The sequence below is a fragment of the Ruegeria sp. CDSC052 genome (assembly GCF_059610685.1).
The window spans coordinates 117162-139262 of the sequence record NZ_JBXWOB010000007.1; the positions used below are offsets into that span (position 1 = coordinate 117162).

The 22101-nt window shown below is 59.0% G+C and carries 21 protein-coding genes and 1 riboswitch; of the genes, 7 read left to right on the forward strand and 14 right to left on the reverse strand.

All coding sequences use genetic code 11. The annotated features are described in order from the left end of the window. Positions 1-17 precede the first annotated feature (17 nt). Together mnmC2 and AC2FIM_RS13170 are read left to right on the forward strand one after the other, a co-directional pair. A complete protein-coding gene (gene mnmC2 / locus AC2FIM_RS13165; RefSeq protein WP_142637018.1) occupies positions 18-683 on the forward strand; it encodes a tRNA (5-methylaminomethyl-2-thiouridine)(34)-methyltransferase MnmC2 in 666 nt (221 codons plus the stop codon). Continuing rightward, positions 680-1549 carry a DMT family transporter gene (locus AC2FIM_RS13170; protein WP_496677821.1) on the forward strand — a complete coding sequence of 290 codons (870 nt, stop codon included), beginning with the start codon at positions 680-682 and terminating at the stop codon, positions 1547-1549. Before mnmC2 ends, AC2FIM_RS13170 begins: the two co-directional genes overlap by 4 nt. Here AC2FIM_RS13170 and AC2FIM_RS13175 read toward each other — a convergent pair. Beyond that, on the reverse strand, positions 1523-3487 hold the full coding sequence (locus AC2FIM_RS13175; RefSeq protein ID WP_496677871.1) for a lytic transglycosylase domain-containing protein: 1965 nt from the start codon (positions 3485-3487) through the stop codon (positions 1523-1525). The two genes, AC2FIM_RS13170 and AC2FIM_RS13175, sit on opposite strands and share 27 nt — an antisense overlap. A 133-nt stretch (positions 3488-3620) precedes the next feature. Here AC2FIM_RS13175 and dapA point away from each other — a divergent pair, with 133 nt between their 5' ends. Then, positions 3621-4493: a 4-hydroxy-tetrahydrodipicolinate synthase gene (gene dapA, locus AC2FIM_RS13180; protein WP_271949723.1), complete on the forward strand. Its 873-nt coding sequence runs from the start codon at positions 3621-3623 to the stop codon at positions 4491-4493. A 99-nt stretch (positions 4494-4592) separates the two neighbouring features. Here the strand turns inward: dapA and AC2FIM_RS13185 are convergent, their stop codons facing one another. From AC2FIM_RS13185 to pdxR, 6 genes are all read right to left on the reverse strand, one after another. After that, positions 4593-5465, reverse strand: a complete 873-nt coding sequence (locus AC2FIM_RS13185) for a dimethyl sulfoxide reductase anchor subunit family protein (protein WP_271949725.1) — start codon at positions 5463-5465, stop codon at positions 4593-4595. Next, positions 5465-6214 (reverse strand): 4Fe-4S dicluster domain-containing protein, encoded by a 750-nt coding sequence (locus tag AC2FIM_RS13190; protein WP_271949727.1) that lies wholly within the window; start codon positions 6212-6214, stop codon positions 5465-5467. Before AC2FIM_RS13190 ends, AC2FIM_RS13185 begins: the two co-directional genes overlap by 1 nt. Continuing rightward, the gene (locus AC2FIM_RS13195) at positions 6211-9024 is read right to left on the reverse strand and encodes a molybdopterin oxidoreductase family protein (protein WP_282027821.1); all 2814 of its coding nucleotides are present in this window, start codon (positions 9022-9024) and stop codon (positions 6211-6213) included. Before AC2FIM_RS13195 ends, AC2FIM_RS13190 begins: the two co-directional genes overlap by 4 nt. A gap of 87 nt (positions 9025-9111) precedes the next feature. Further along, positions 9112-10125, reverse strand: a complete 1014-nt coding sequence (gene pta, locus AC2FIM_RS13200) for a phosphate acetyltransferase (RefSeq protein ID WP_496677819.1) — start codon at positions 10123-10125, stop codon at positions 9112-9114. 5 nt (positions 10126-10130) lie between these two features. Continuing rightward, a complete protein-coding gene (gene xsc / locus AC2FIM_RS13205; protein ID WP_142637005.1) occupies positions 10131-11909 on the reverse strand; it encodes a sulfoacetaldehyde acetyltransferase in 1779 nt (592 codons plus the stop codon). Between the two features lie 126 nt (positions 11910-12035). Further along, positions 12036-13496: a MocR-like pyridoxine biosynthesis transcription factor PdxR gene (gene pdxR, locus AC2FIM_RS13210; protein ID WP_496677818.1), complete on the reverse strand. Its 1461-nt coding sequence runs from the start codon at positions 13494-13496 to the stop codon at positions 12036-12038. Positions 13497-13631: 135 nt separating this feature from the next. On the opposite strand from pdxR, the gene AC2FIM_RS13215 reads away from it, so the two are divergent. Beyond that, on the forward strand, positions 13632-13940 hold the full coding sequence (locus AC2FIM_RS13215; protein WP_142637001.1) for an ArsR/SmtB family transcription factor: 309 nt from the start codon (positions 13632-13634) through the stop codon (positions 13938-13940). After that, positions 13933-14964, forward strand: a complete 1032-nt coding sequence (locus AC2FIM_RS13220) for a permease (protein ID WP_496677817.1) — start codon at positions 13933-13935, stop codon at positions 14962-14964. Before AC2FIM_RS13215 ends, AC2FIM_RS13220 begins: the two co-directional genes overlap by 8 nt. Positions 14965-15006: 42 nt before the next feature. Here AC2FIM_RS13220 and AC2FIM_RS13225 read toward each other — a convergent pair whose 3' ends face one another. Together AC2FIM_RS13225 and AC2FIM_RS13230 are read right to left on the reverse strand one after the other, a co-directional pair. Next, positions 15007-15396: a hypothetical protein gene (locus AC2FIM_RS13225; protein ID WP_281973090.1), complete on the reverse strand. Its 390-nt coding sequence runs from the start codon at positions 15394-15396 to the stop codon at positions 15007-15009. 51 nt (positions 15397-15447) lie between these two features. Continuing rightward, positions 15448-16206, reverse strand: a complete 759-nt coding sequence (locus AC2FIM_RS13230; protein ID WP_142636995.1) for a DUF1013 domain-containing protein — start codon at positions 16204-16206, stop codon at positions 15448-15450. A 130-nt stretch (positions 16207-16336) separates the two neighbouring features. Here AC2FIM_RS13230 and AC2FIM_RS13235 point away from each other — a divergent pair, with 130 nt between their 5' ends. Beyond that, positions 16337-16966, forward strand: coding sequence for a ribonuclease T2 family protein (locus AC2FIM_RS13235; protein WP_496677869.1), 630 nt, complete (start codon positions 16337-16339; stop codon positions 16964-16966). Positions 16967-17161: 195 nt separating this feature from the next. On the opposite strand, the gene AC2FIM_RS13240 is transcribed toward AC2FIM_RS13235, so the two are convergent. The 4 genes from AC2FIM_RS13240 to AC2FIM_RS13255 form a co-directional block, all read right to left on the reverse strand. After that, positions 17162-17662: a thermonuclease family protein gene (locus AC2FIM_RS13240; RefSeq protein WP_496677816.1), complete on the reverse strand. Its 501-nt coding sequence runs from the start codon at positions 17660-17662 to the stop codon at positions 17162-17164. A 106-nt stretch (positions 17663-17768) separates the two neighbouring features. Continuing rightward, on the reverse strand, positions 17769-18362 hold the full coding sequence (gene recR / locus AC2FIM_RS13245; protein ID WP_142636989.1) for a recombination mediator RecR: 594 nt from the start codon (positions 18360-18362) through the stop codon (positions 17769-17771). A 64-nt stretch (positions 18363-18426) separates the two neighbouring features. Next, positions 18427-18771, reverse strand: coding sequence for a YbaB/EbfC family nucleoid-associated protein (locus AC2FIM_RS13250; protein ID WP_142636987.1), 345 nt, complete (start codon positions 18769-18771; stop codon positions 18427-18429). 155 nt (positions 18772-18926) lie between these two features. Then, positions 18927-20678: a DNA polymerase III subunit gamma/tau gene (locus tag AC2FIM_RS13255; protein ID WP_271949774.1), complete on the reverse strand. Its 1752-nt coding sequence runs from the start codon at positions 20676-20678 to the stop codon at positions 18927-18929. 156 nt (positions 20679-20834) lie between these two features. Between AC2FIM_RS13255 and AC2FIM_RS13260 the strand changes: the two genes are divergently transcribed. Further along, positions 20835-21335 (forward strand): protein-tyrosine phosphatase family protein, encoded by a 501-nt coding sequence (locus AC2FIM_RS13260; protein ID WP_496677815.1) that lies wholly within the window; start codon positions 20835-20837, stop codon positions 21333-21335. A 1-nt stretch (position 21336) separates the two neighbouring features. Here the strand turns inward: AC2FIM_RS13260 and AC2FIM_RS13265 are convergent, their stop codons facing one another. Beyond that, complete coding sequence (locus AC2FIM_RS13265; RefSeq protein ID WP_271949778.1) at positions 21337-21741, reverse strand: hypothetical protein; 405 nt, start codon at positions 21739-21741, stop codon at positions 21337-21339. Positions 21742-21824: 83 nt separating this feature from the next. Further along, a riboswitch (cobalamin riboswitch) is annotated at positions 21825-22044 on the reverse strand. Positions 22045-22101: the final 57 nt, after the last annotated feature.

The following is a 22101-nucleotide window of genomic DNA, read 5'->3' on the forward strand; positions in this document are numbered from 1 at the left end:
AGCTACAGGATTCCCCGATGGCAGACCAGCGCGCCGAACTGACCTGGAAAGACGGGCAGATACCTGTCTCAGACCGTTTCGACGACCCCTATTTCTCGTTGCAGAACGGGCTGGAGGAGACGCGGCATGTGTTTTTGGCGGGCAATGACCTGCCCGGGCGGTTTGCGCCGGGGTTTCATATTGCCGAGCTTGGTTTTGGCACCGGCCTGAACTTGCTGACTGTCTGGTCCGAATGGGAAAAGGCTGGCCAAACGACCCCGCTGACATTCACCAGTTTCGAAGCCTATCCAATGGCGCCAGACGACATGACGCGTGCTCTGGCCGCCTTTCCTGAGTTGTCCCCTTGGGCCGACCGGTTCCTGTCCCAATGGCAGGGCGGTACCTGCGATCTGGGCACCCTGCAGCTTGAGGTTATCGAGGGCGACGCGCGGTCCACCTTGTCCGCATGGTCGGGGCAGGCCGATGCCTGGTTTCTGGACGGGTTCTCTCCGGCCAAGAACCCCGAACTTTGGGGCGCAGAGCTGATGCAGCAGGTATCCGATCACACGGCGCCCAATGGCTCTGCGGCCACCTATACCGCCGCCGGGTTCGTCCGGCGCGGGCTCGAGGACGCAGGGTTCACCGTCACCCGCGCACCGGGCTATGGGCGCAAGCGCCACATGACTCGGGCGGTCAAGCCATGACCCAACAGAACAACACCCGCGCCGGTATCGCGCTGATGATCGCGGCTACCGTGGTGTTTGCGCTGCAGGACGGTATCTCGCGCCATCTGGCCGGGACTTATAACACCTATATGGTCGTGATGATCCGCTATTGGTTCTTCGCTGCGTTTGTCGTCGCTCAGGCGCTGCGCGCACCCGGCAGTATCGCGGCCACGGCCCGCACCAACCAGCTTGGGCTGCAGATCCTGCGCGGGGTGCTTCTGGCCGGAGAGATCTGCGTCGCGGTTTATGCCTTTACCATCCTGGGCCTGATTGAAAGCCAGGCCGTTTTCATCTGCTATCCGCTGCTGGTGGCGGCGCTCAGCGGACCCGTTCTGGGCGAGAAGGTCGGCTGGCGTCGGTGGTCAGCCATCGGCGTGGGATGTATTGGTGTTCTGATCATTTTGCAGCCCGGGGTGGGAGTGTTCAATCCGTGGGCGGTGATCCCGTTGATCTCGGCCCTGATGTTTGCCGTCTATGGCCTGCTGACCCGCTATGCGGCGCGGCGCGACACTACCGCCACCAGTTTTTTCTGGACCGGCATCGCCGGGGCGGTTGCCATGACGGCCGTGGGCGTCTGGTTTTGGGAGCCTATGCAGGGCGGTGACTGGCTTTGGATGGGCCTGCTCTGCCTGACCGGAGTTCTGGGACATTGGTTGTTGATTAAGTGCTACGAAATGGCCGAGGCCAGCGCCGTGCAGCCCTTTGCCTATTTTCACCTGATGTGGAGCGCCATTCTGGGAATCTCGGTCTTTGGTGAAAGCTTGCGACCCGCGGTTGTTGCAGGGGCCACATTGGTTATTGCCGCCGGACTGTTCACCTTATGGCGCGAACGACGCCAGAGTTGACCCGATCAGTTCTTCGGAAAATGGCACCGGCAACGCCTGCTGCCCCAACCGTGCGCGATACACAGGCAGGCTTTCGGCGACGCGCATGACATAGTTGCGGGTCTCGCTAAAGGGTATGAATTCGATCCAGTCGACGATATCGGCCTCACCCCGGCGCGGGTCGCCATTGCGTTTCATCCACGAGATCGGCCTGCCCGGCCCGGCATTATACCCCGCAGCCATCATCACCACATTGCCGTTGAATTCTGCTGCCAGCTCGGACAGGTAATTCGCCCCCAATTTGGCGTTATATCGCCAGTCCGAAGTCAGTTTTCCGGTTTGGTGGCTGCTTAGAATGCCCATGTTCCGGGCCACAACTTTTGCCGTCGCGGGCATCACCTGCATAAGCCCGCGCGCGCCCGCGCCGCTGATGACAACCGGGTCAAACTCGCTTTCGCGCCGGGCGATTGCTAGCGTCATTTCTTTGGCCATGGGCAGGCCCAGATCTGCCACGGGATGAACCGGGTAATACGCGGCGGGCAGGACAACGCCGGTGGTCGCGGCGCGCTTGGCGATCATCACCGCCAGATGTGGTTCGTTCAGTTCGATGACCAGATCGCCCAGTTGGCTTGCCTGAACGGGGTCGAGCCCCTCAACCAGATGGGTCAGGAACCGCTCGGATAGGTTTGCCTCACCTGCGCGCAACAGCAATAGCCCCGCTTCCAGAACGCTGGAATCGGCAAATTCCGCTTGTTTCCAGTGCGGTGCCCTTCGCGGGTTTGCCAGATCGCTGTCGAAAGGGCGCCCTATCCGTTCGGCGGCAAGAAGCCCGTAGAACGAGGTCTGGTGATCAGCACCCATGGCATAGGCCTCATAAGCCTTTTCCGCATCCCCCTGCGCGGCATAGGCCCGACCCAGCCAATACCCGCCGCGTCCCTTGGAAATCGGTGACTGCACCGCGCCCGAGAAGTTCTGGAAATGCCGCACAGCCGTTGCCGGATCATTCAACCGACGCAGGGCAAGGAATCCGGAAAGCCATTCAAGATCGGCATAGGCATAGCCCATGTCCGGCGTCATATGGTGACTAGAGGCAATCTTGTATGCGCGGCTCATATCACCGTTGCGCATCTCAAGCCGTGCCAGTCGGCGACGGCCCTCGGCCCATTTGCCTGGCTCGCCCAGAGCATCCGGGCTGGATGACCGCGCTAGCATCAGGTCAATCGCACTGTCATCCAGTTCCTTTTTGTCTCGCCAGACAAAGCGGTCAAAGGCAAGCCCCGCCGATCCGGCCACGGATTCGGGAACCGCCCCTACTTTGGCATCAACACCCGGCGCACGCTTTTGCAATGCAATCCGCGCCTCGGCCAGCTTGCGCTGATCCTCATTCACCAATGGCAGCATTTGTCCTGCGCTGATCAGATGACCATCCCACAGCATCCGGTCTAGTCGCGCCGCGTGGTGGGGATTCAGCAATGTCGCGAAGTTCTCGATATAGTCTTTCTGCAGGCCCGATCCCATCGGCATCGTACGCCAGGCGGTGACGATATCCGCCTGCGCATCACCCTGCCGTCCCTTAGCCTTCAGCGCCACGGCCAAATTCAGCGCCCCTTCCGCCGTTTGTGGGGCAGTGCCGGCGTAGAATTTCAACACCCGGTCCGGGTCAGCCCCAGTAAAGGCGGGTTCGCTTTCGCGCCGTAACCATGCTAGCCCCGGCCAATCCGGCCTGCGGTTCAGAAATACCAGCACATCGCCCGAGCTTCCGAACCCCTCGCGCAGCCAATGCCATACGATGATGTCACGTGACACAGATCCGCGCGGGCCTGCCTCTTGCAGCGCTGCGTTCCAATCGCCCTTTCGCATTTCATACATGCCAGCGCGCAGATCGCCCACCGAGTCGGCTTGGGCCGGCCCGAAGGATGCCAGAATCACCGCTGTCAAAAGCGCCAGAACGCGTGTCATGCCTTGCATTTCCCAACCAACCAAGGATAGAGCCATTTAGGATAAACCTTGCGCCGGCGGGATCAACACACATTGCTAGGAATGTGATTGCCCAAGGCGCAAAAATTGCTAACCGCACAGCAAGGAGCGTGTCATGTTCAAAGGCTCGATGCCAGCCCTCGTTACCCCGTTTTCGAATGGCGAGTTGGATCTGGGCACGCTCAAACGTTTGGTGGAATGGCAAATTCAGGAAGGCTCGACCGGTTTGGTGCCGGTGGGGACCACCGGTGAAAGCCCAACCCTAAGCCATGAAGAACACGAAACGGTGGTGGCAGAAGTTGTCAATGCCGCAGCCGGTCGTGTCCCGGTGATCGCTGGTGCGGGCTCGAACAACACGGTCGAGGCGATCCGATTCGTTCAATTTGCGCAGCAAGTCGGCGCGAATGCCGCTCTGGTGGTGACCCCGTATTACAACAAGCCGACCCAGAAGGGCCTAATTCAGCATTTCCGCACCCTACATGATTGTGCCGATATTCCGATCATCATCTACAATATTCCAGGCCGTTCCGTCATCGACATGACTCCCCAGACGATGGGTGAGCTGGCCGAGTTGCCAAGGATCGTTGGGGTTAAAGACGCAACCGGAGATTTGGGGCGTGTCAGCCAACAGCGCGCCTCTTGCGGGCCTGAGTTTTGCCAACTGTCGGGCGAAGACGCCACGGCGCTGGGTTTCAATGCGCATGGTGGTGTGGGCTGTATCTCGGTCACGGCGAATGTTGCGCCCAAGCTATGTGCCGAATTCCAGCAGGCCACCCTGCAGGGGGATTATGCCAAAGCGCTGACTTATCAGGACCGCCTGATGCCTCTGCATGAGGCGATCTTTATCGAACCCGGTCTGGTCGGGGCCAAATACGCCCTCAGCAAGCTGGGCCTATGCAGCGAAGAAGTTCGCTCGCCCCTGACCACGTTGGACGACAGCACCAAAACAGCCATCGACGCAGCCATGAACCACGCAGGTCTGCTGTAACCAGGGGTGTTCTTGGCCTGATCCGATCTTCATCTGGCCAAAAATACCTCGGGGGATGAATTGGCCTGTTAGGGCCAAGAAGGGGGCTGGCCCCCTTCTTTACCGTTTGCCGTAATACAGACCCACGACATGCTCGGCCTGCGCAAAGAACAGCCAGCGCGAAACTGCAACGCCTGCCACATGCGACAGCGCAGCCAGAAGAGCGAAGAAGTGGTTGAACGGCAGGATCAGCAGGATGACCGGCAATAGGAAGGCCAGCACAAACGAGATGACCCGCAATTTGTCCGCATGTTTCCTGCCAACCACGTGGACAAATTCGCGCAGAAGATAGTTTGTACCTGTATGTGGAGGCTCAAACGCACGCACTGCCCCGCGCTGCCCCAAACCCGTAGCGGTGCCAAGGTTTGTTCCTGAGTTCGCAAATGCCTTATCCCCTTGCCACCAGTAAAATGTCTGCGCAACGGCAGCGACCACCAACAGAGGGACGGCAAGGCTGACCTGACCGGCCAGAAGCGAGCCACCGGCAAGGCTGAAGCTCAGAAACATGATTGGTGTCAGTTTCATGTTCCAACGTGGGATTGTCTTGAGCTGGGTGTAGATCATTGAGGTGGTGAAAACTGTTGCCAGCGAAAACAACGCGCCAAGGACGCCCAGAACACCCCAACGCTGACCAAAGATGACAACGCCCAGCGCGTAGAGGCCCATAAGTATCAAGGCGATCACTGCGCACCAACCCTCACGGCTGAGCCAGCTTGACCGCCATTGGGTGAATGCTTTCCACGCACGTTCAGGATGGCCCAGGTGAAAGGTCGAGGCCATCAGCCCACCCACCGACAGGCCAAAGGCCATGGCATAGAATACGAAGGCCACCCACCCGGTGACATCCGGCATCCCAAGGCCCAGAAAAAACAGCAGCCCAAAGCCCAGACCGGACAAGGTGGTGAAGATAATGACGGATGGGGCCGGATGCATCAGAGCTTCTCCAGTGTCTTGTCGAGCCAGCCGAGAAAACCCTTGGGTTCTTCGGCAACCGGGGCCAGAAGGGGCGCGAGAATGTCGATCTGGTCCTCGATCTGATCTTTAGGGCGAGGTGGCAGGTATTTGTTGACGGGCTTGGTGCCCATTTCAGGCATCAGATCCATGCCACCACGTTCGGCGACCAATTTGCTGACATCGCTATCTGCGTCGCCCAGATCACCGAAATGGCGGGCTCCGGCGGGGCAGGTCCGCACACAGGATGGCACGCGGTCCACTTCGGGTATGTTCTCGTTATAGATGCGATCCACGCAGAGGGTGCATTTCTTCATCACGCCCTCGGCCATATCCATCTCACGCGCGCCGTAAGGGCAGGACCAGGCGCAAAGCCCGCAGCCGATACAGTCGCTTTCATTGACCAATACGATACCGTCCTCGACCCGCTTATAGCTGGCCCCGGTGGGGCAGACGGTGACGCAGGGCGCGTCCTCGCAATGGAGGCAGGATTTGGGGAAGTGGATCAGCTGGGCGTGACCCTGTTCGGGTTGGACCTCGTAGGAATGTACGCGGTTCAGGAAGGTGCCGGACGGGTTGCCGCCATAAGCGTCCTGATCCGACAGGGGCGCCCCGTAGTTTTCGGTGTTCCAGCCTTTGCAGGATATCACACAGGCATGGCAGCCGACACAGGTGTCCAGGTCGATGACCAGACCCATTTTCTTGTCTGTGGATTGGGGGAGCTGGGTCATTTTCCTACCTTCCACGCCAGATCTTTTGGTCCGGTGCCGACCGGTGATTTGATCGGTTTGAATTCGGGCTGGCTTTCTGCATCCGAAGGTGGCGCTGCCTTTTCGATCCTGACCTTCAGGTCGAACCAAGCCGCTTGACCTGTAATCGGATCAGAATTGGCCCAACGCATTCCATCGCCTTTTGACGGCAGCAGTTCGTGGATCAGGTGGTTCAGCAAAAAGCCTTTGGTGGCCTCTGGTGCGTCTTCCTGCAGGGCCCAAGCACCTTTGCGTTTGCCGATGGCATTCCAAGTCCAGACAGTATTTTCATTCAGCGCGGCCATCTCCATGACCGGAACAGTAATTTCCCCGTGCGGAGACGTGACTTTGGCCCAGTCGCCGTCCTGCATCCCGTGTTCGCGCATCAGTTTGGTTGGCACATAAAGCGGGTTGCGCCCGTGTAACTGGCGCAGCCAGGCGTTTTGGGTGCCCCATGAGTGATACATCGCCATCGGGCGCTGAGTCAGGGCATTGATTGTGAAACCTTCATTGCCCTGCTGATCGGTTTCGTACCAGATCGGCAGCGGGTCCATGGTGTCCTTGAGGCGCTGGCGCAGATTTTCCGGCGGTTGCCGGTCCCCGTGGCCTTCGGCGGCCAGCTGGAACTTGCGCATCGGTTCTGAATAGAGCTGGAACAGATAGGGTTGCGGGCTGTCGTAGATTCCCATGCCCACGGCCCAATCCTGATAGGCAGCGTTCCAGGGTTTGTAGTAATCCGCCCCTTCGGGGATATGCGCGACGTAGAAGCCGCCATTTTCGATGTAGCGATTTAGCTGGTCGGGGTTGACCTCGCCACGACCTTCCTTGTCGCCATTTTCGCCTCGAAACCCGGCCAGCGGGCCGATACCGGGCTTTCGCTGATGGTTAACGATATAATCAGCGTAGTCTTTCCACTTCGGCGTACCGTCTTCGTTGGTAAAGCCTGGCAAGCTCATGCGGTTGGCCAGTTCCACCAGCACCGACTGAAAGCCCCGCACGTCGCGGTCGGGCTCGATCACCGGCCAGCGGATTGCGTCGGCGGCGGCGTCTGCCTCGCAGATCGGGCGGTCGAGCAGCGAGATACAGTCGTGCCGTTCAAGATAGGTGGTGTCGGGCAGGATCAAGTCGGCATAGGCCACCATTTCCGAGGAATAGGCATCGGAATAGATGATGTTTGGGATGACATATTTGCCGTCTTCGGTCTTGGCGGTCAGCATCTCCATCACACCTTTGGTGTTCATGGAGGAGTTCCACGACATATTCGCCATATACATGAACAGCGTGTCGATCTTGTAGGGATCACCGGCGGCGGCGTTTGAGATTACCATATGCATCAGCCCATGGGCTGACATCGGGTTTTCCCATGTGAATGCTTTGTCGATCCGTTGGGGAGTGCCGCAGTCGTCCAGCAACAGGTCTTCGGGCCCGCGGGGGAAGCCTAGATGCGGGCCTTCCAGGGGTCTGCCGGGGCGGCGGTCGCCATGCGGGGTTGGGTGCGCCTCGACTGGTTTGGGATAGGGCGGTTTGAAGCGGAAACCGCCCGGAACTTCGACCGTGCCGAGGATGATCTGCAGCACGTGCAGCGCGCGGCAGGTCTGGAACCCGTTGGCATGGGCCGAGATGCCACGCATGGCGTGGAAGCTGACCGGGCGACCGATCATCTTAGCATGGGTTTCGCCGCGGAAATCGGTCCATTCCTGATCCAGCTCGATCGCCTCGTCAAAGGCGACGCGGGCGATTTCCGCCGCGATGGCGCGAATGCGACTGGCCGGGATGCCACAGCGGTCAGCCACGGCCTCAGGGGCGTGCTCGTCGCTTAGGTATTTCTCGGCCATCAGGTGGAAAACCGGGCGATGGGTGACGCCGTCCTTTTCGTAAGTAGCCGACAAGTCCGGGCGCACGCCCGGCTTGTCGAACGCAGTGAGTTCGCCTGTGGCCCGGTCGATCACCAGCGGTTTGCCGTCACTATCGCGCAAGAACAGACCTTTGTCGGGGCCTTCGGATGCGTTCACCAGAACAGGCGCGTTGGTATAACGGCTGAGGTAATCCAGGTCGATCTTGCCGGCCTTCATCAGCACATGGATCAGCGACAGGATGAACAGCCCGTCGGTGCCGGGCGTAATCCCGACCCAGTCATCGGCGACGGCGTTATAGCCTGATCGAATCGGGTTCACACCGATCACCCGTGCGCCGCGTGCCTTGATCTTGCCGATGCCCATCTTGATCGGGTTGCTGTCGTGGTCTTCGGCTACGCCGAACAGCATGAATAGCTTGGTGTGGTCCCAGTCGGGCTGGCCAAACTCCCAAAACGCACCGCCCATCGTATAGATGCCGCCTGCTGCCATGTTGACGGAACAGAACCCGCCATGGGCGGCATAGTTTGGGGTTCCAAAATTCTGTGCCCAGAAGCTGGTGAAGCTTTGGCTTTGGTCGCGTCCGGTAAAGAAGGCCAGCTTGTGCGGTGCTGTCTCGTGCAGCTCATTCATCCAGCCGACGGCTGTGCTGATCGCTTCGTCCCACTCGATCTCGCGGAACTCGCCCGATCCGCGCGGGCCGACACGGCGCAGCGGTTTGCGTAGGCGCGACGGCGCGTTGACCTGCATAATGCCCGCGGACCCTTTGGCGCACAGAACGCCTTTATTCACCGGGTGGTCTCGGTTGCCCTCGATATAGGCGACCTTGCCGTCTTTCATGTGAACGTTGATGCCACAGCGACAGGCGCACATGTAACAGGTGGTCTGCCGGATCTCGTCCGAGACTTTGGGCGAGGTGTCAATCACTGGCTGGTTCATAGGCGCCCCTGTAGTTTGCAGACCGGTATTCCCCCGAGTATTGCCGGGAACCGGAATAAAATTTGTTTTTCACGGACTTGTCGAGACTTATATTCCGTTTTCGCCATGTTGTGCTTGAACAGCAGTCACGGCGATCATGTGAAGGATGTCCTCTGCCGTACAGCCGCGCGATAGATCATTTGCCGGCTTGGCCAGGCCTTGTAGGACTGGCCCGATTGCCTCAACCCCTCCGATGCGCTGTGCGATCTTATAGCCCAGATTGCCCGCATTCAGGCTGGGGAAGACAAAGACATTTGCTTCTCCCTTCAGTGGCGAATCCGTCGCCTTTTGCGCCGCAACCTCGGGGACAAAGGCGGCATCGAACTGCAGCTCTCCGTCGATCAGAAGGTTCGGATCTTTTTCGCGTGCGATCCGGGTTGCCTCGACGACCTTGGATACTTTTGGATGTTCGGCGCTTCCCGAGGTGGAAAAAGACAGCATCGCCACACGCGCCGTGTTTCCAGTCAAAGCTGAATAGGATGCGGCTGATGCGCGGGCAATTTCCGCCATTTCTTCGGCGTTTGGATCCACCACCAGGCCACAATCGGCAAAGATGCGCGCGCCTTTGACCTCGTGATGATCCTGACAGAACAGCATGAGAAAAAAGCTGGATACCATTGTTGTACCAGGCGCTGTTCCGATGATCTGCAACGCCGCGCGAACTGTGTCAGAGGTGGTTTCAACCGCTCCGCCCACGGTGCCGTCAGCGATACCCTGATGCACCAGCATGGCGGCAAAGGTCAGCCGGTTGGTGATCTGTTGCCCTGCCTCTTCAAGGGTCATGCCCTTGTGCTTGCGGCGATTAAACAGCGCTTCAGCCAGTTCCGTGGTGATTGAGGAATGCGCCGGGTCAAGAATGTCTATCCGAGTGGGATCAAATCCTTCATGCGCATCCAGAAGGGCCGAAATTTTGGCCCCGTCGCCGATCAGGATGATCCGTGCAACGTCCTCTTTTACGGCCCTGACCGCACCTTCCACGACGCGGGGATCATCGCCCTCTGACAGGGCGATGATCTTGTCCGACGCGCTGGCCGTCCCGAGAATGGCGCGCAGCGGTTTCACGCGGATTATACCCCGGCCTGCGGTTCCATGTCGTCATTGCTGATGCCTGCCACCGCGACCGGTTTCTTCATTGCGTCCCGACGGAACGGCTCGCCCAGTTCCTGGTTGATCATGGCTTCGATCAGTGTGGTGATCCCATTCTTCTGATCCTCAATGGCCTGATTCAGGGCTGCAGTCAGCTCATCCTGTGTGCGGGCCACGACACCTTTCAGGCCACAGGCCTGAGCGATACCGGCATAGGACACTTTGGTGTCCAGTTCGGTTCCGACAAAGTTGTCGTCGAACCACAGGGTCGAGTTGCGCTTTTCAGCACCCCACTGATAGTTGCGGAAAACGATCTGGGTGACTGCGGGCCATTCATCGCGGCCGATTGCGGTCAGTTCGGTTACAGCAATACCAAAGGCGCCGTCACCCGAGAATCCAACGACAGGCACATCCGGGCAACCGATCTTGGCACCCATGACAGATGGCAATCCGTATCCACAGGGGCCGAACAGCCCGGGGGCCAGATATTTGCGGCCCGCTTCAAAGGATGGGTAGGCGTTGCCGATGGCACAGTTATTGCCGATGTCGGACGAGATGATCGCCTCTTTCGGCAGGGCTGCCTGAATGGCGCGCCACGCCATGCGCGGGCTCATCCAGTCGGGCTTGGCTGCACGGGCGCGTTCGTTCCAGGTTGTGCCCGGATCGTCCTGCTCGTGGTCCATCGAAGTCAGTTCCTGCGCCCAGCGTGACTTGGTTTCCGCAATCTTCGCTTTGCGTGCATCGCGTCCTTCGTCACCTGCGGTGTCCGACAGCTGTGCCAGGATATTGGTTGCAACGGTGGCTGCGTCGCCAACAATACCGACAGATACCTTCTTGGTCAGGCCAATGCGGTCGGGGTTAATGTCAACCTGAATGATCTTTGCATTCGCCGGCCAGTATTCCATACCATAGCCAGGAAGAGTCGAGAACGGGTTCAGGCGAGTGCCGAGACACAGAACCACGTCTGCTTCTTTTATCAGCTCCATACCGGCTTTCGAGCCATTGTAACCCAACGGGCCAGCAAACAGCGGGTGCGAGCCCGGGAAGGCGTCATTGTGCTGGTAGCCAACACAAACCGGGGCGTCCAGACGCTCGGCCAGTGCTTTCGAGGCTTCGATGCCGCCCGCAGACAGAACCGTGCCCGCGCCGTTCAGGATGACAGGGTTCTTGGCATCCGACAGCAGCGCGGCGGCTTCGGTAACGGCTGATGCGCCGCCAGAAGGCAGTTCAAATTCAACTACGGCAGGCAGTTCGATATCGACAACCTGAGTGAAGAAATCACGTGGAACATTGATCTGTGCCGGTGCCGAGGCGCGCTTGGCTTTGGTGATAACGCGGCTCAGAACTTCGGCCATCCGCGAAGGGTCGCGTACTTCTTCCTGGTAGCAGACGCAGTCCGCGAACATGCGCATTTGTTCCATCTCCTGGAAACCGCCCTGACCCATGGTCTTGTTTGCGGCCTGAGGGGTCACCAGCAGCAGCGGGGTGTGGTTCCAGTAGGCGGTTTTGACGGCAGTAACAAAGTTGGTGATCCCGGGTCCGTTCTGCGCGATCATCATCGACATTTTGCCGGTGGCGCGTGTGTACCCGTCAGCCATCATCCCGCCCGAGCCTTCGTGTGCGCAATCCCAGAACGTAATGCCAGCTTTTCCAAAAATATCCGAGATCGGCATCATCGCCGAACCGATGATCCCAAACGCATGCTCGATCCCGTGCATCTGCAGAACTTTAACAAAGGCCTCTTCGGTGGTCATTTTCATCTGATTTGTCTCCGCGGATTTGTGGATGAAGCCGGACGATCAGCCCAGCCTTTGGGTACGGTTGTGGCCCAAGGGACGGAATGGCGTTAGGTCCAAAACGAAATGCGGATTAGGTCCAGACGCGGGCTACTGCGTTTGGATGGCATCCGCGATCAGCTTCACGCCCGGAGCGATGCGGTCGGGCGCGATGGATGAGTATCCGAGCCGGTAGAAGTTCTGTGGCCTATCTGGCCCTGCGAAAAACGGTGCACCAGGCTCGATGTGAACGCTTTGGTTTTGCAGGCTGCGCGCCAGCTGGGACATGTCGACATGTTCGGGGGCGGACATCCACATCGAAGATCCGCCCATCACACCGCGCCCGGCCACCGACAGCCCGTATTCGTCGATAGCCTTGTCCATTGCATCCCGCCGCTTGGACAGCTCTTTGGACATGCGCCTGATCTGAGCATCGTAATGTCCCAGAGACAGAAAATACGCTGCAGTGCGCTGAATGTGGCCCGGCGGGTGGCGCAGCACCAAAGAGCGCAGCGCGCGCGCCTCGCGGATAAACGGCTCGGATCCAACCATGTAACCAAGGCGCAATCCGGGGAACAGCGATTTCGAGAAGCTGCCCACATAGATGACACGGCCATCCCGGTCCATGGATTTCAGCGCAGGCGAAGGCGCCCCTAGAAACGCCATTTCGAACTCATAGTCATCCTCGACCACCATCGCGTCCAGGTCCCGGGCCCGGTCCAAAAGTTGGCGGCGACGGTCGATCGGCATGGTGGCCGTTGTCGGGCTTTGATGACTGGGCGTGGTGAAGATGACATTCGTATCATCGGGCAGCGCTTCGGGTGGCAGGCCATCCCTGTCCACGCAGATGGGGGTGACCGCGCAATCCCAGTGGTTCAACAGGCTGCGCAGCGCATAGTAACAAGGGTCTTCGATGGCGGCTGTGTGATTGTGGGTCAGCAGGATGCGCGACGCCAGCCAAAGTGCGTTCTGCGCCCCCAGTGTGATCAATATTTCTTCGGGGCGGGCCGAGATTCCACGGCGGGGCAGAGTGTGGCGGGCGATGAACTCGATCAGCAACGGATCGTCCTGATCGACATAGTCGCGGGTCAGCGATTCGAAATCCTTGTGCCCCAATGCCCGCACTGCGCATAGTCGCCAGTTGGCATGATCGAACAGGGTTCGGTCCGCCTGACCATAGATAAAAGGATAGGTATAGTCCCGCCAATTCCAGGGCTTGGGCAACACATCCGAATCTACAAACCGGCGGGCCAGCGCCTTGTCCCAATCCACGGTCTCAGTGCCCCGTTGGATGGGCGTGTATTTAGGCGGTACTGGCGCATTTTCCGACACATAATACCCAGATCGGCCCCGGGCCGTCAGGTAGTCATTGGCCAACAGCTCGGTATAAGCCAATGTCACGGTGATCCGGCTGACACCCAGATGCGAGGCCAGTTTACGCGACGAGGGCAGTTTTTCTCCGACATGGAACCGGCCTGACAGGATACCTTCTGCAATCATTTGCTGAATCTGGGCCTGCAAGGTGCCTTGCCCATTCAGCTCTAGAAAGAACGTATCTACTGAAATCCCCATAAGACCTTATAGAGTGGCCTTATTGATTGAGCAATCTGGACTCACTCTCTTTTCACGAATTCTGATCAGAATTTGTTGACGGTAGCTTTCAATACTTCTATATAACTAGAAATCTAGTTTATTGGAGTTGTGGATATGTGGGAAACCGCTGCAGCAGGATTTTCGGCGATGGGGTCAGAGGCGCGACTGAAAGTCCTCAAGACACTCGTTCGCGCCGGAGAGGCCGGGCTCACCGTAGGTGAAATCCAGGAGAGAACCGGCATTGCCCCGTCGACGCTGGCCCATCACCTCCGGTTTCTTGCGGCCGGTGATGTTGTCGAACAGGAAAAGATCGGGCGCACCACGATCAACCGTGCCCGGTATGACCATCTCAGAAACCTCGCGCAGTTCATTCTGTCGGAATGTTGTGCGGACGAAACTGGAAAGGCGGCAAACGATGGCTGACCTTACTCAGAGCCCTCGGGCCCCGTTCAAAGCTGTCTTCGACCTGATCAAAACCCCATGGGCGGTGATTGTCGCCATTCTGATCGCGGTGGCGATACTCGACCCAGGGAATCTAACGGAAGTGATAACATTTGCCGGCAAGGCACTGGCCCATACCGGCCAATATATTCTGTTTGCTGTGCTGCTGTTGTCATACCTCAAGGCCACCGGTGCCGAAGTCATGGTGGCCCGAGCCTTTGAAGGCCGCGAAACGCGGATGATCCTTTTGGCTGCCCTATTTGGCGGGTTGGCCCCATTCTGTTCCTGCGAGGTCATCCCGTTCATTGCTGGTTTACTGGCGCTTGGGGCGCCACTGTCTGCGGTTATGGCGTTCTGGCTCAGCTCTCCGCTGATCGACCCGCCGACACTATTGATTACGGCTGGCGCATTGGGATGGCCCTTTGCTATCGGAAAAGCCGTAGCCGCAGTGGCACTTGGCCTGTTTGGCGGATTCGTCGTGCGCGCCATGACGCGCAGCGGTGTGTTGACCCAACCTTTGCGGAACTACCAACCAACTGGATGCGGCAGTTGTGGACCTAAGCAAGAGGACAAACCGGTCTGGAAATTCTGGCATGACCCTGCGCGCCGGAATAGATTTCGTAGCGAGTTTTTTCGGAACGGCCTGTTCTTGTTGAAATGGCTGGCGCTTGCCTATGTTCTCGAGGCGTTGCTGATCAATTATGTACCCGCTGATCTGATCGCACGCGCGGTCGGAGGAGACGGCGTGTTGCCCATAATCATCGCGGCACTTGTTGGGATGCCGGCCTATCTGAACTCATACGTCGCGCCGCCGCTATTGGCAGGTCTGATGGAGCAGGGGATGAGCGCCGGGGCAGCAATGTCCTTTATGATCGCGGGTGCGGTCAGCTCGATCCCGGCCATGGCTGCGGTATGGTCGCTGGTCAGGCCGAAAGTGTTTGTGACCTATCTGGGCCTGGGGATAGTCGGCGCAGTGATCGCAGGGATCATCTTTCAGATGATCTGAAGGAAAAACCGCCCGGTGTGGACACCGGGCGGTTTTGCTTTGTCAGCTTGCTTCGCAATAGCGCGGAAGTTTGAAGCGATACCTTGGTTCACCGCTTTCCACATAGACCCGCTTTTCGACACAGGCGCTTTGGCCGACGGTCTGGGAAATCGGGGCCTCGGTCGAAGTGATCGACGTCGCGGACCCGTCGGGTAAACGTACCGAGGCAATCACCCCGTTCTTGAGGTCGCCGTTGATAGCGGTGGCGGACAGAACCGGGACGGTCATGAAGGCTTCGTGTTCATGCGTGCCGTCGTCGTTCAGCAACAGCAGGGCTGCGGCAACCGCGATAACGCCTACGACACCGAACGCGAGCAGGCCCCAGGTTCTTAGGAAGGCATAGATTGTCACGGCGCGGTGTGGGCCAAAAATGGCAGACAGTATGTTCAGCATCAGAGTCTCGTCAAAAAAGCCCCGGCCAGTTTGACCGGGGCTGTCTGCGTATCAGAAACGCGGATCGCTTTCGTCTTCATCCTCGGCCTCGCCTTTGGGCAAGTTGAAGAAACTGTCGGCGTCGATGATCGGCTCTTCTTTCTCCTCGGGGGAGTCATCAGACAACGAGAAGGTCTCGAGACCCTCGATCGCCGTTGGAATTTTGGGCGCTGCGTCCATTTCCAGTGACTGCTCGGTCGAAACCAGCTTGCGGCGCTCATCATCGCTCATGACGCCACCTTCAGCGGCTTTCTTGGCGGCGGCTTTCTGCACGATTGCGTCCAGCTCGGACTGTTTACACAAGCCCAGAGCGACGGGGTCAATCGGTTGCATGTTCGAGATGTTCCAGTGCGTCCGCTCGCGGATCGACTGGATGGTCGGCTTGGTGGTGCCGACCAGCTTGGCAATCTGACCGTCGCTGAGTTCGGGGTGGAACTTGACCAGCCACAGGATCGAGTTCGGACGGTCCTGACGCTTGGACAGCGGGGTATAGCGCGGGCCACGACGTTTTTCCTCGCCACTGGCAGCGGGGTTGAACTTGAGCTTCAGCTTGTGCAGCGGGTTGCCCTGCGCCACATCAATCTCTTCCTGCGTAAGCTGGTTGTTGGCGATCGGGTCGAACCCTTTCACGCCAGCGGCCACGTCGCCATCGGCGATGCCCTGCACTTCCAACTCGTGCATTCCTACGAAATCCGCGATCTGCTTGAAGCTGATCGTTGTGTTGTCTACTAGCCATACGGCTGTTGCCTTGGCCATAAGCGGTTTTGCCATCAGCCCGTCTCCTATGCATACATCTTTCCCGTCGCCGGAATTCGGCGGCCCCGTGATCTTGGGGCAGGTTTCCGTTGTCGGGGAACTTGGGCTGTATATAGTCGCGGCAGGGCAAGAAGGGAAGAGGCGAATGCGCTGGCTGGTTCTATGGGTTTTCAGTGCAATGACGGCGCTGGCCGAGGGTGAAAAACCGGGTGAGTTCGACTACTATGTCCTGGCACTTAGCTGGTCGCCGAACTGGTGTGCGCGCGAAGGCGACGCGCGTGGGTCCGATCAATGCGTTGTACGGCATGATCACGGCTGGATTCTACACGGGCTTTGGCCGCAATTCCATCAGGGCTGGCCATCTTATTGTCGAACGGCTGAGGCCCCGCCGACGCGGACCATGACCCGTGAAATGGAAGATATTCAGGGCAGTTCCGGCCTTGCCTGGCATCAGTGGAAGAAGCACGGCACCTGCTCGGGCCTCAGCGCTTCGGACTATTACATCTTGTCGCGGCAGGCCTATAGGTCGGTGGAGCGCCCAAAGGTGTTCCGCCAGTTGGACACATCTGTGAAGCTGCCCGCATCGGTCGTGGAAGAGGCGTTTCTGAAGGCCAATCCGGGCCTGGAGCGCAACATGATCACCGTCACCTGCAAACAAGGCTATATCGAAGAGGTGCGCCTGTGCCTGTCGCGCGAACTTGATCCGGTGCCGTGTGGCCGGGATGTGATCAAGGACTGCGCGGCCAAAGACGCGCTTTTTGATCCGATTCGTTAGGGTTTGCGGTAAAGGCGAGATGGTGGGTAATCGCAAATTCTACGTTGTTGCCACCGCATCCTGTTCAATAGCCAGATCGTGCCGAGGCTAAGGCCTACCTTGCTATTCCAAAGTCCTCAGGGCCACTGCGATACCATAAAGCTAGTCGGAATTGCGTTTCGGTTTTACTTCGGAATGGAACGCGCGCATGTTTCCCTATTGGCGTGCGGCTGCCCGCCAGAGTTTCTTTCGCGCATCGCCCGGCTCTAGATGCGCGTATTCACCGCCGGAAAACTTGGGCCAGTCCAGAGCCAGTCCAAGTTTAACCAATTCTGCGGCGACATCAGTACCATCTGGAAGCGTGCACTTGGCGACGATCCGATCGTAGGAAACCTCTTCTTTGATTTCGGCTGTGATCACCATGCCTTTGCACATCTTGATCAGCGCAAACTTGGATTTCTTGCCCCAGGGATGCTCAAGCTCGGGCGCATCGATTCCGGCAACCCTGATCTTGGTGCCGCTTATCACGATCGTGTCGCCGTCGATTACGTGGCACTTGCCTTTGAGAGTCCGTGTGGTTGGATAAGCCGAGGGCGGCTGCTTTGACGGAACCGGTCGTGCTCCGGTGATCGCAGGTCGTTTAGTTGGTTGGAAGGGCACCACCCTGGATCGTTTGCGCGATGATCCGAACAGGGCCTTCAATATATATCTCAACATATGAAAAACGCATTCTAAATCTGCTTAATCGATGCGTAGAATGTTAGGCTGGATACAGTATTTGTGTAAACTTGATATTTGAATTCGACCAAGTGTCGAAGCTCAACTACAACTCCTTCCGCGCCCTCAGCGCCGCCGTAATCGTCCCGTCATCCAGGTAGTCCAACTCGCCGCCAATCGGCACGCCCTGCGCCAGCGAGGTCAGGCGCACCTGCCCGTCCAGTTGATCGGCTATATAGTGCGCGGTGGTCTGGCCATCGACAGTGGCGTTCAGCGCCAGAATGACTTCGGTGATCCCCTCGGCTGTGACCCGATCCTTGAGGCGAGGAATGCGCAGCTCATCCGGGCCGACTCCATCTAATGCCGACAAGGTGCCGCCCAGCACGTGATAGCGGCCTTTGAAAACCGCTGCGCGTTCCATCGCCCAAAGGTCGGCGACGTCTTCGACGACGCACAGCTCTCCGGTCGCGCGGACTTCGCTATCGCAGATGTCGCAGATATCCGAAGTGCCTACATTGCCGCAATTCAGGCACTCACGGGCAGTGATGGCAACCTGTTGCATCGCGTCCGCAAGCGGTGTCAGCAGAAGGGCGCGTTTGCGGATCAGATGCAGCACTGCGCGACGGGCCGAACGTGGGCCGAGGCCTGGCAGTTTGGCCATCAGGTCGATCAGATTGTCGATATCGCTGTTCGAACTCACTGCGCTTGCTCCTGCATAAGGGCCGGGCAGTTGGGCCCGGCCGGTATTTCGTCTGGAGTGCCTATCAGAACGGCAGCTTGATGTCTGCGGGCAGGCCCATACCTTCGGTCAGCTTAGCCATCTCAGCCTGCGACCGTTCTGCGGCCTTGGCCTGAGCATCTTTGACGGCGGCCAGGATCAGATCTTCGACCACTTCCTTGTCGTCGCCGTTAAAGATTGACGGGTCGATATCGAGACCTTTCAGCTCTCCCTTGGCCGTGGCTGTTGCCTTGACCAGCCCTGCACCGGATTCGCCGACAACCATGATGGTATTCAGCTCTTCCTGCATATCCGTCATCTTGGTCTGTAGATCCTGCGCGGATTTCATCATCTTGGCCATGTCACCCAGGCCGCCGAGTCCTTTGAGCATCGGTATTCTCCTAATATCCGGTTTGACGCCTAAATACGGGCGCGGTCGGCGCGGCACAAGGGCCGAGCTGGCTCCCGCCCGTCGTCAAGGCCTTTGGCAAGACCTTTCCTCTCGTTGGGCCCGGGAGGTTTCCTGTTGGGTAAGATGGGACGGTTTCAGTCTTCCTCGAACGGGTCCCATTCGTCTTCGACCTCGGGCAGCGCCTCGGTTTCCACCTTGGCGGCACGTTCTTCCGGTGTTTCAATCCGCTTGATGCGTGCCTTCGGAAATTGCATGAGCACCGCCTGAACCAATGGGTGTTTCTCAGCCTCTGCTTTCAACGCCAGCTCGGCGGCGTCTCGAATCTCGGCGATGGTCGCAACCTCACCATCGGCTACAATCGACACAGCCCAGCGGTTGCCAGTCCATCGTTGCAGCGACGAACCCAGTCTCGCTGCCAGATCTGTGGGTGCGTTCTGTGTCGGGGTGAATTCGATCCGCCCCGGTTGGTAAGAAACCAGCCGCACCCCGTTTTCGACCTCGACCAGAAGTTTCACATCCCGATTGGTGCGGATCAATTCAACCACGTGGTCAAAACTCGGATACCGTGCCAGCGCCGATTGGATATCATGGGCCAGAGCCGCCGAAGGCGCGCCGGCGGGGCTGCTAGTTGCGGACACGTAAGAAGATGATGCCGCTGGTACCGGAGCCTGAGAGGGCACGGCCATACCACCGCCCGGACCACCATTCGGAGGCGGTGGCGGGTTGTCCTGCAGGCGCTTGATCAGCTCTTCGGGGCTGGGCAAGTCGGCAACATGGGTCAGGCGGATAACGGCCATTTCAGCAGCCATCATGGCATTTGGCGCGGCCGATACCTCTTCCAGCGCTTTCAGCAACATCTGCCACATCCGGGTCAAAACGCGCATTGGCAGGGCCTCGGCCATTTGCTGACCACGGGCACGTTCATCAGGGGAAACCGTCGGGTCCTCGGCTGCGTCTGGCGTGATCTTCACAACCGAAACCCAGTGCGTGATTTCGGCCAGGTCACGCAGCACGGATAGCGGATCGGCCCCTTCGGCATATTGCCCGCCCAATTCAGTCAGCGCGCTTGCTGCATCCCCTCGCAGGATCATTTCCATCAAGTCCAATACCCGGCCCCGGTCGGCCAGACCCAGCATCGCGCGCACCTGATCGGCGCTGGTTTCACCGGCCCCATGGCTGATTGCCTGATCCAGCAGCGATGTTGCGTCGCGCGCCGACCCTTCGGCCGCGCGGGTGATCAGCGCCAGGGCATCCTCCGCGATCTGCGCCTTCTCAGCCGCTGCAATCTTATTGAGCAGGCCAATCATGTCCTCGGGTTCGATCCGGCGCAGGTCAAATCGTTGGCACCGCGACAGAACAGTCACCGGGACTTTGCGGATTTCGGTCGTGGCAAAGATGAACTTCACATGCGCAGGAGGTTCTTCCAACGTCTTGAGCAGCGCGTTGAACGCGCTGGTCGAAAGCATGTGAACTTCGTCGATGATGTAGATCTTATAGCGCGCACTGGCGGCACGATAGCGCACCGAGTCGATGATTTCGCGAATGTCATTTACGCCGGTGCGGCTGGCGGCGTCCATCTCCATCACATCGACATGGCGGCCTTCCATGATGGCGACGCAATGTTCGCACTGGCCGCAAGGTTCGGTCGTGGGCTTGCCTTGCCCATCAGGACCGATGCAGTTCATGCCCTTGGCGATGATCCGGGCCGTGGTCGTCTTACCGGTGCCGCGGATGCCAGTCATGATGAAGGCTTGCGCAATCCGGTCGGCCTCGAACGCGTTTTTCAGCGTGCGCACCATTGCGTTCTGACCGACGAGGTCAGCAAAAGTTTCCGGGCGGTATTTCCGCGCGAGAACCTGATAGGCGGGGCTGGGCGTGTCGGTCATGTCTGCTCTGTTGGATTCGTGTCAGGTTTGCAGCGTAGAGACCCCCGCCGTCCGCGTCCACCGCGCGCGAAAAGGAATTTCGTTTTGGCAAGTTGCATCAGAGCCGGTAAATCATGAGGGGCTTTAGCCCCATGTGGTGATGCAGGAAAAGGAGCTGTGTTGGAGAGTTTTGCAATTCACCCTCTTGGATTGGGCAAAGGGCAGATCGCTCTGTGCCCACTGCCGGGTGTCACGGGCGATTATGCTGGGGATTTCGCAGTAATCCGGAATTGGGCGCCGGACCTGGTCATCTCGATGACGACCTCGGATGAGTTCCAGCATTCCGGCGGGCTGTCATTCGAGGCGGACCTGCAGTGCGAACGGATTGCCTGGGTTCACCTTCCAATCCGCGATTTCGGCGTCCCCACGCCTGAGGTTGAGGCGCTTTGGCCGCAAGCCAGTGAGGCGGCCCAACATGTCCTTGCCAGCGGTGGCAAGGTGCTGGTGCATTGCCGCGGTGGGTGCGGTCGCTCGGGGATGGTTGTGATGCGGCTAATGGTGGAATGCGGCGAAGCGCCTGGCCAAGCGCTTCGGCGGTTGCGTGCGGTGCGGCCCTGCGCGGTGGAAACCAAAGCGCAAAAGGACTGGGCCGGGTTGCCGGCCCGAACCCTTCCCTGAATCAGGCAGACACTTGATACGGAATACTGTCGCTGCGCGGCGGCAGAGTCGAAACGTCGAGCATCGCACAGGGTGGTTCTGACAGAAAACCAGCGGATTTCTGGATGAACTCCGGCCCGAACATCATGTCGCCATAGGCGTCCAGCATTTCTGTCGGCGTGTCCGTGCTGGTGCCGCAATAGACCCTGATCTGTTCTGATTGGGCCCGAAAACGGGCCGTGCAGCCTTCGGTGCAATGGGTCAGATCGCTAGTGCCTTCGACCTCGAATGTTTTGGATGCTGCAGGCGTTGCCGTCGCCATCGCCTCGGCCATGGCGCGTGCCATTCGGGCCAGGGCGGGGCAGGGTTTCCCGGTCCTCTGACAGACGGTTGCGGTGAATTCATGTGTCTTTGTCTTCCAGATCATAATGCGCCCTCCGCGCGCAGGACGAAGGGTGAGGATCAGGTGTGACAGCGCGCTGACGACCTGCCCGGACACCCCGCCCGAGTTTCGGTTTCGATACGATGGCAGGTCTCCTGACTTGCGGGTCGTCGCTTTGCCGACCTTCCCAGCCCTGGGGCCAGTGGTATTTCGGCATTGCTCACCGCTTACAGTTGCGGGGGCAGTCGCGGAGTTGGCCCTTTCCGGCATCGCCGGGGCAGACCGCACCGTGTTCCCTTTTCATCCCGCCCCAATTCCGGGGCAAGAACCATCACCACATCGCTAGCGGCTATGCAGACCCCGAGTCAAGCCACCTGTTGGGGTGCAAACCGGACGTTTGGTCAT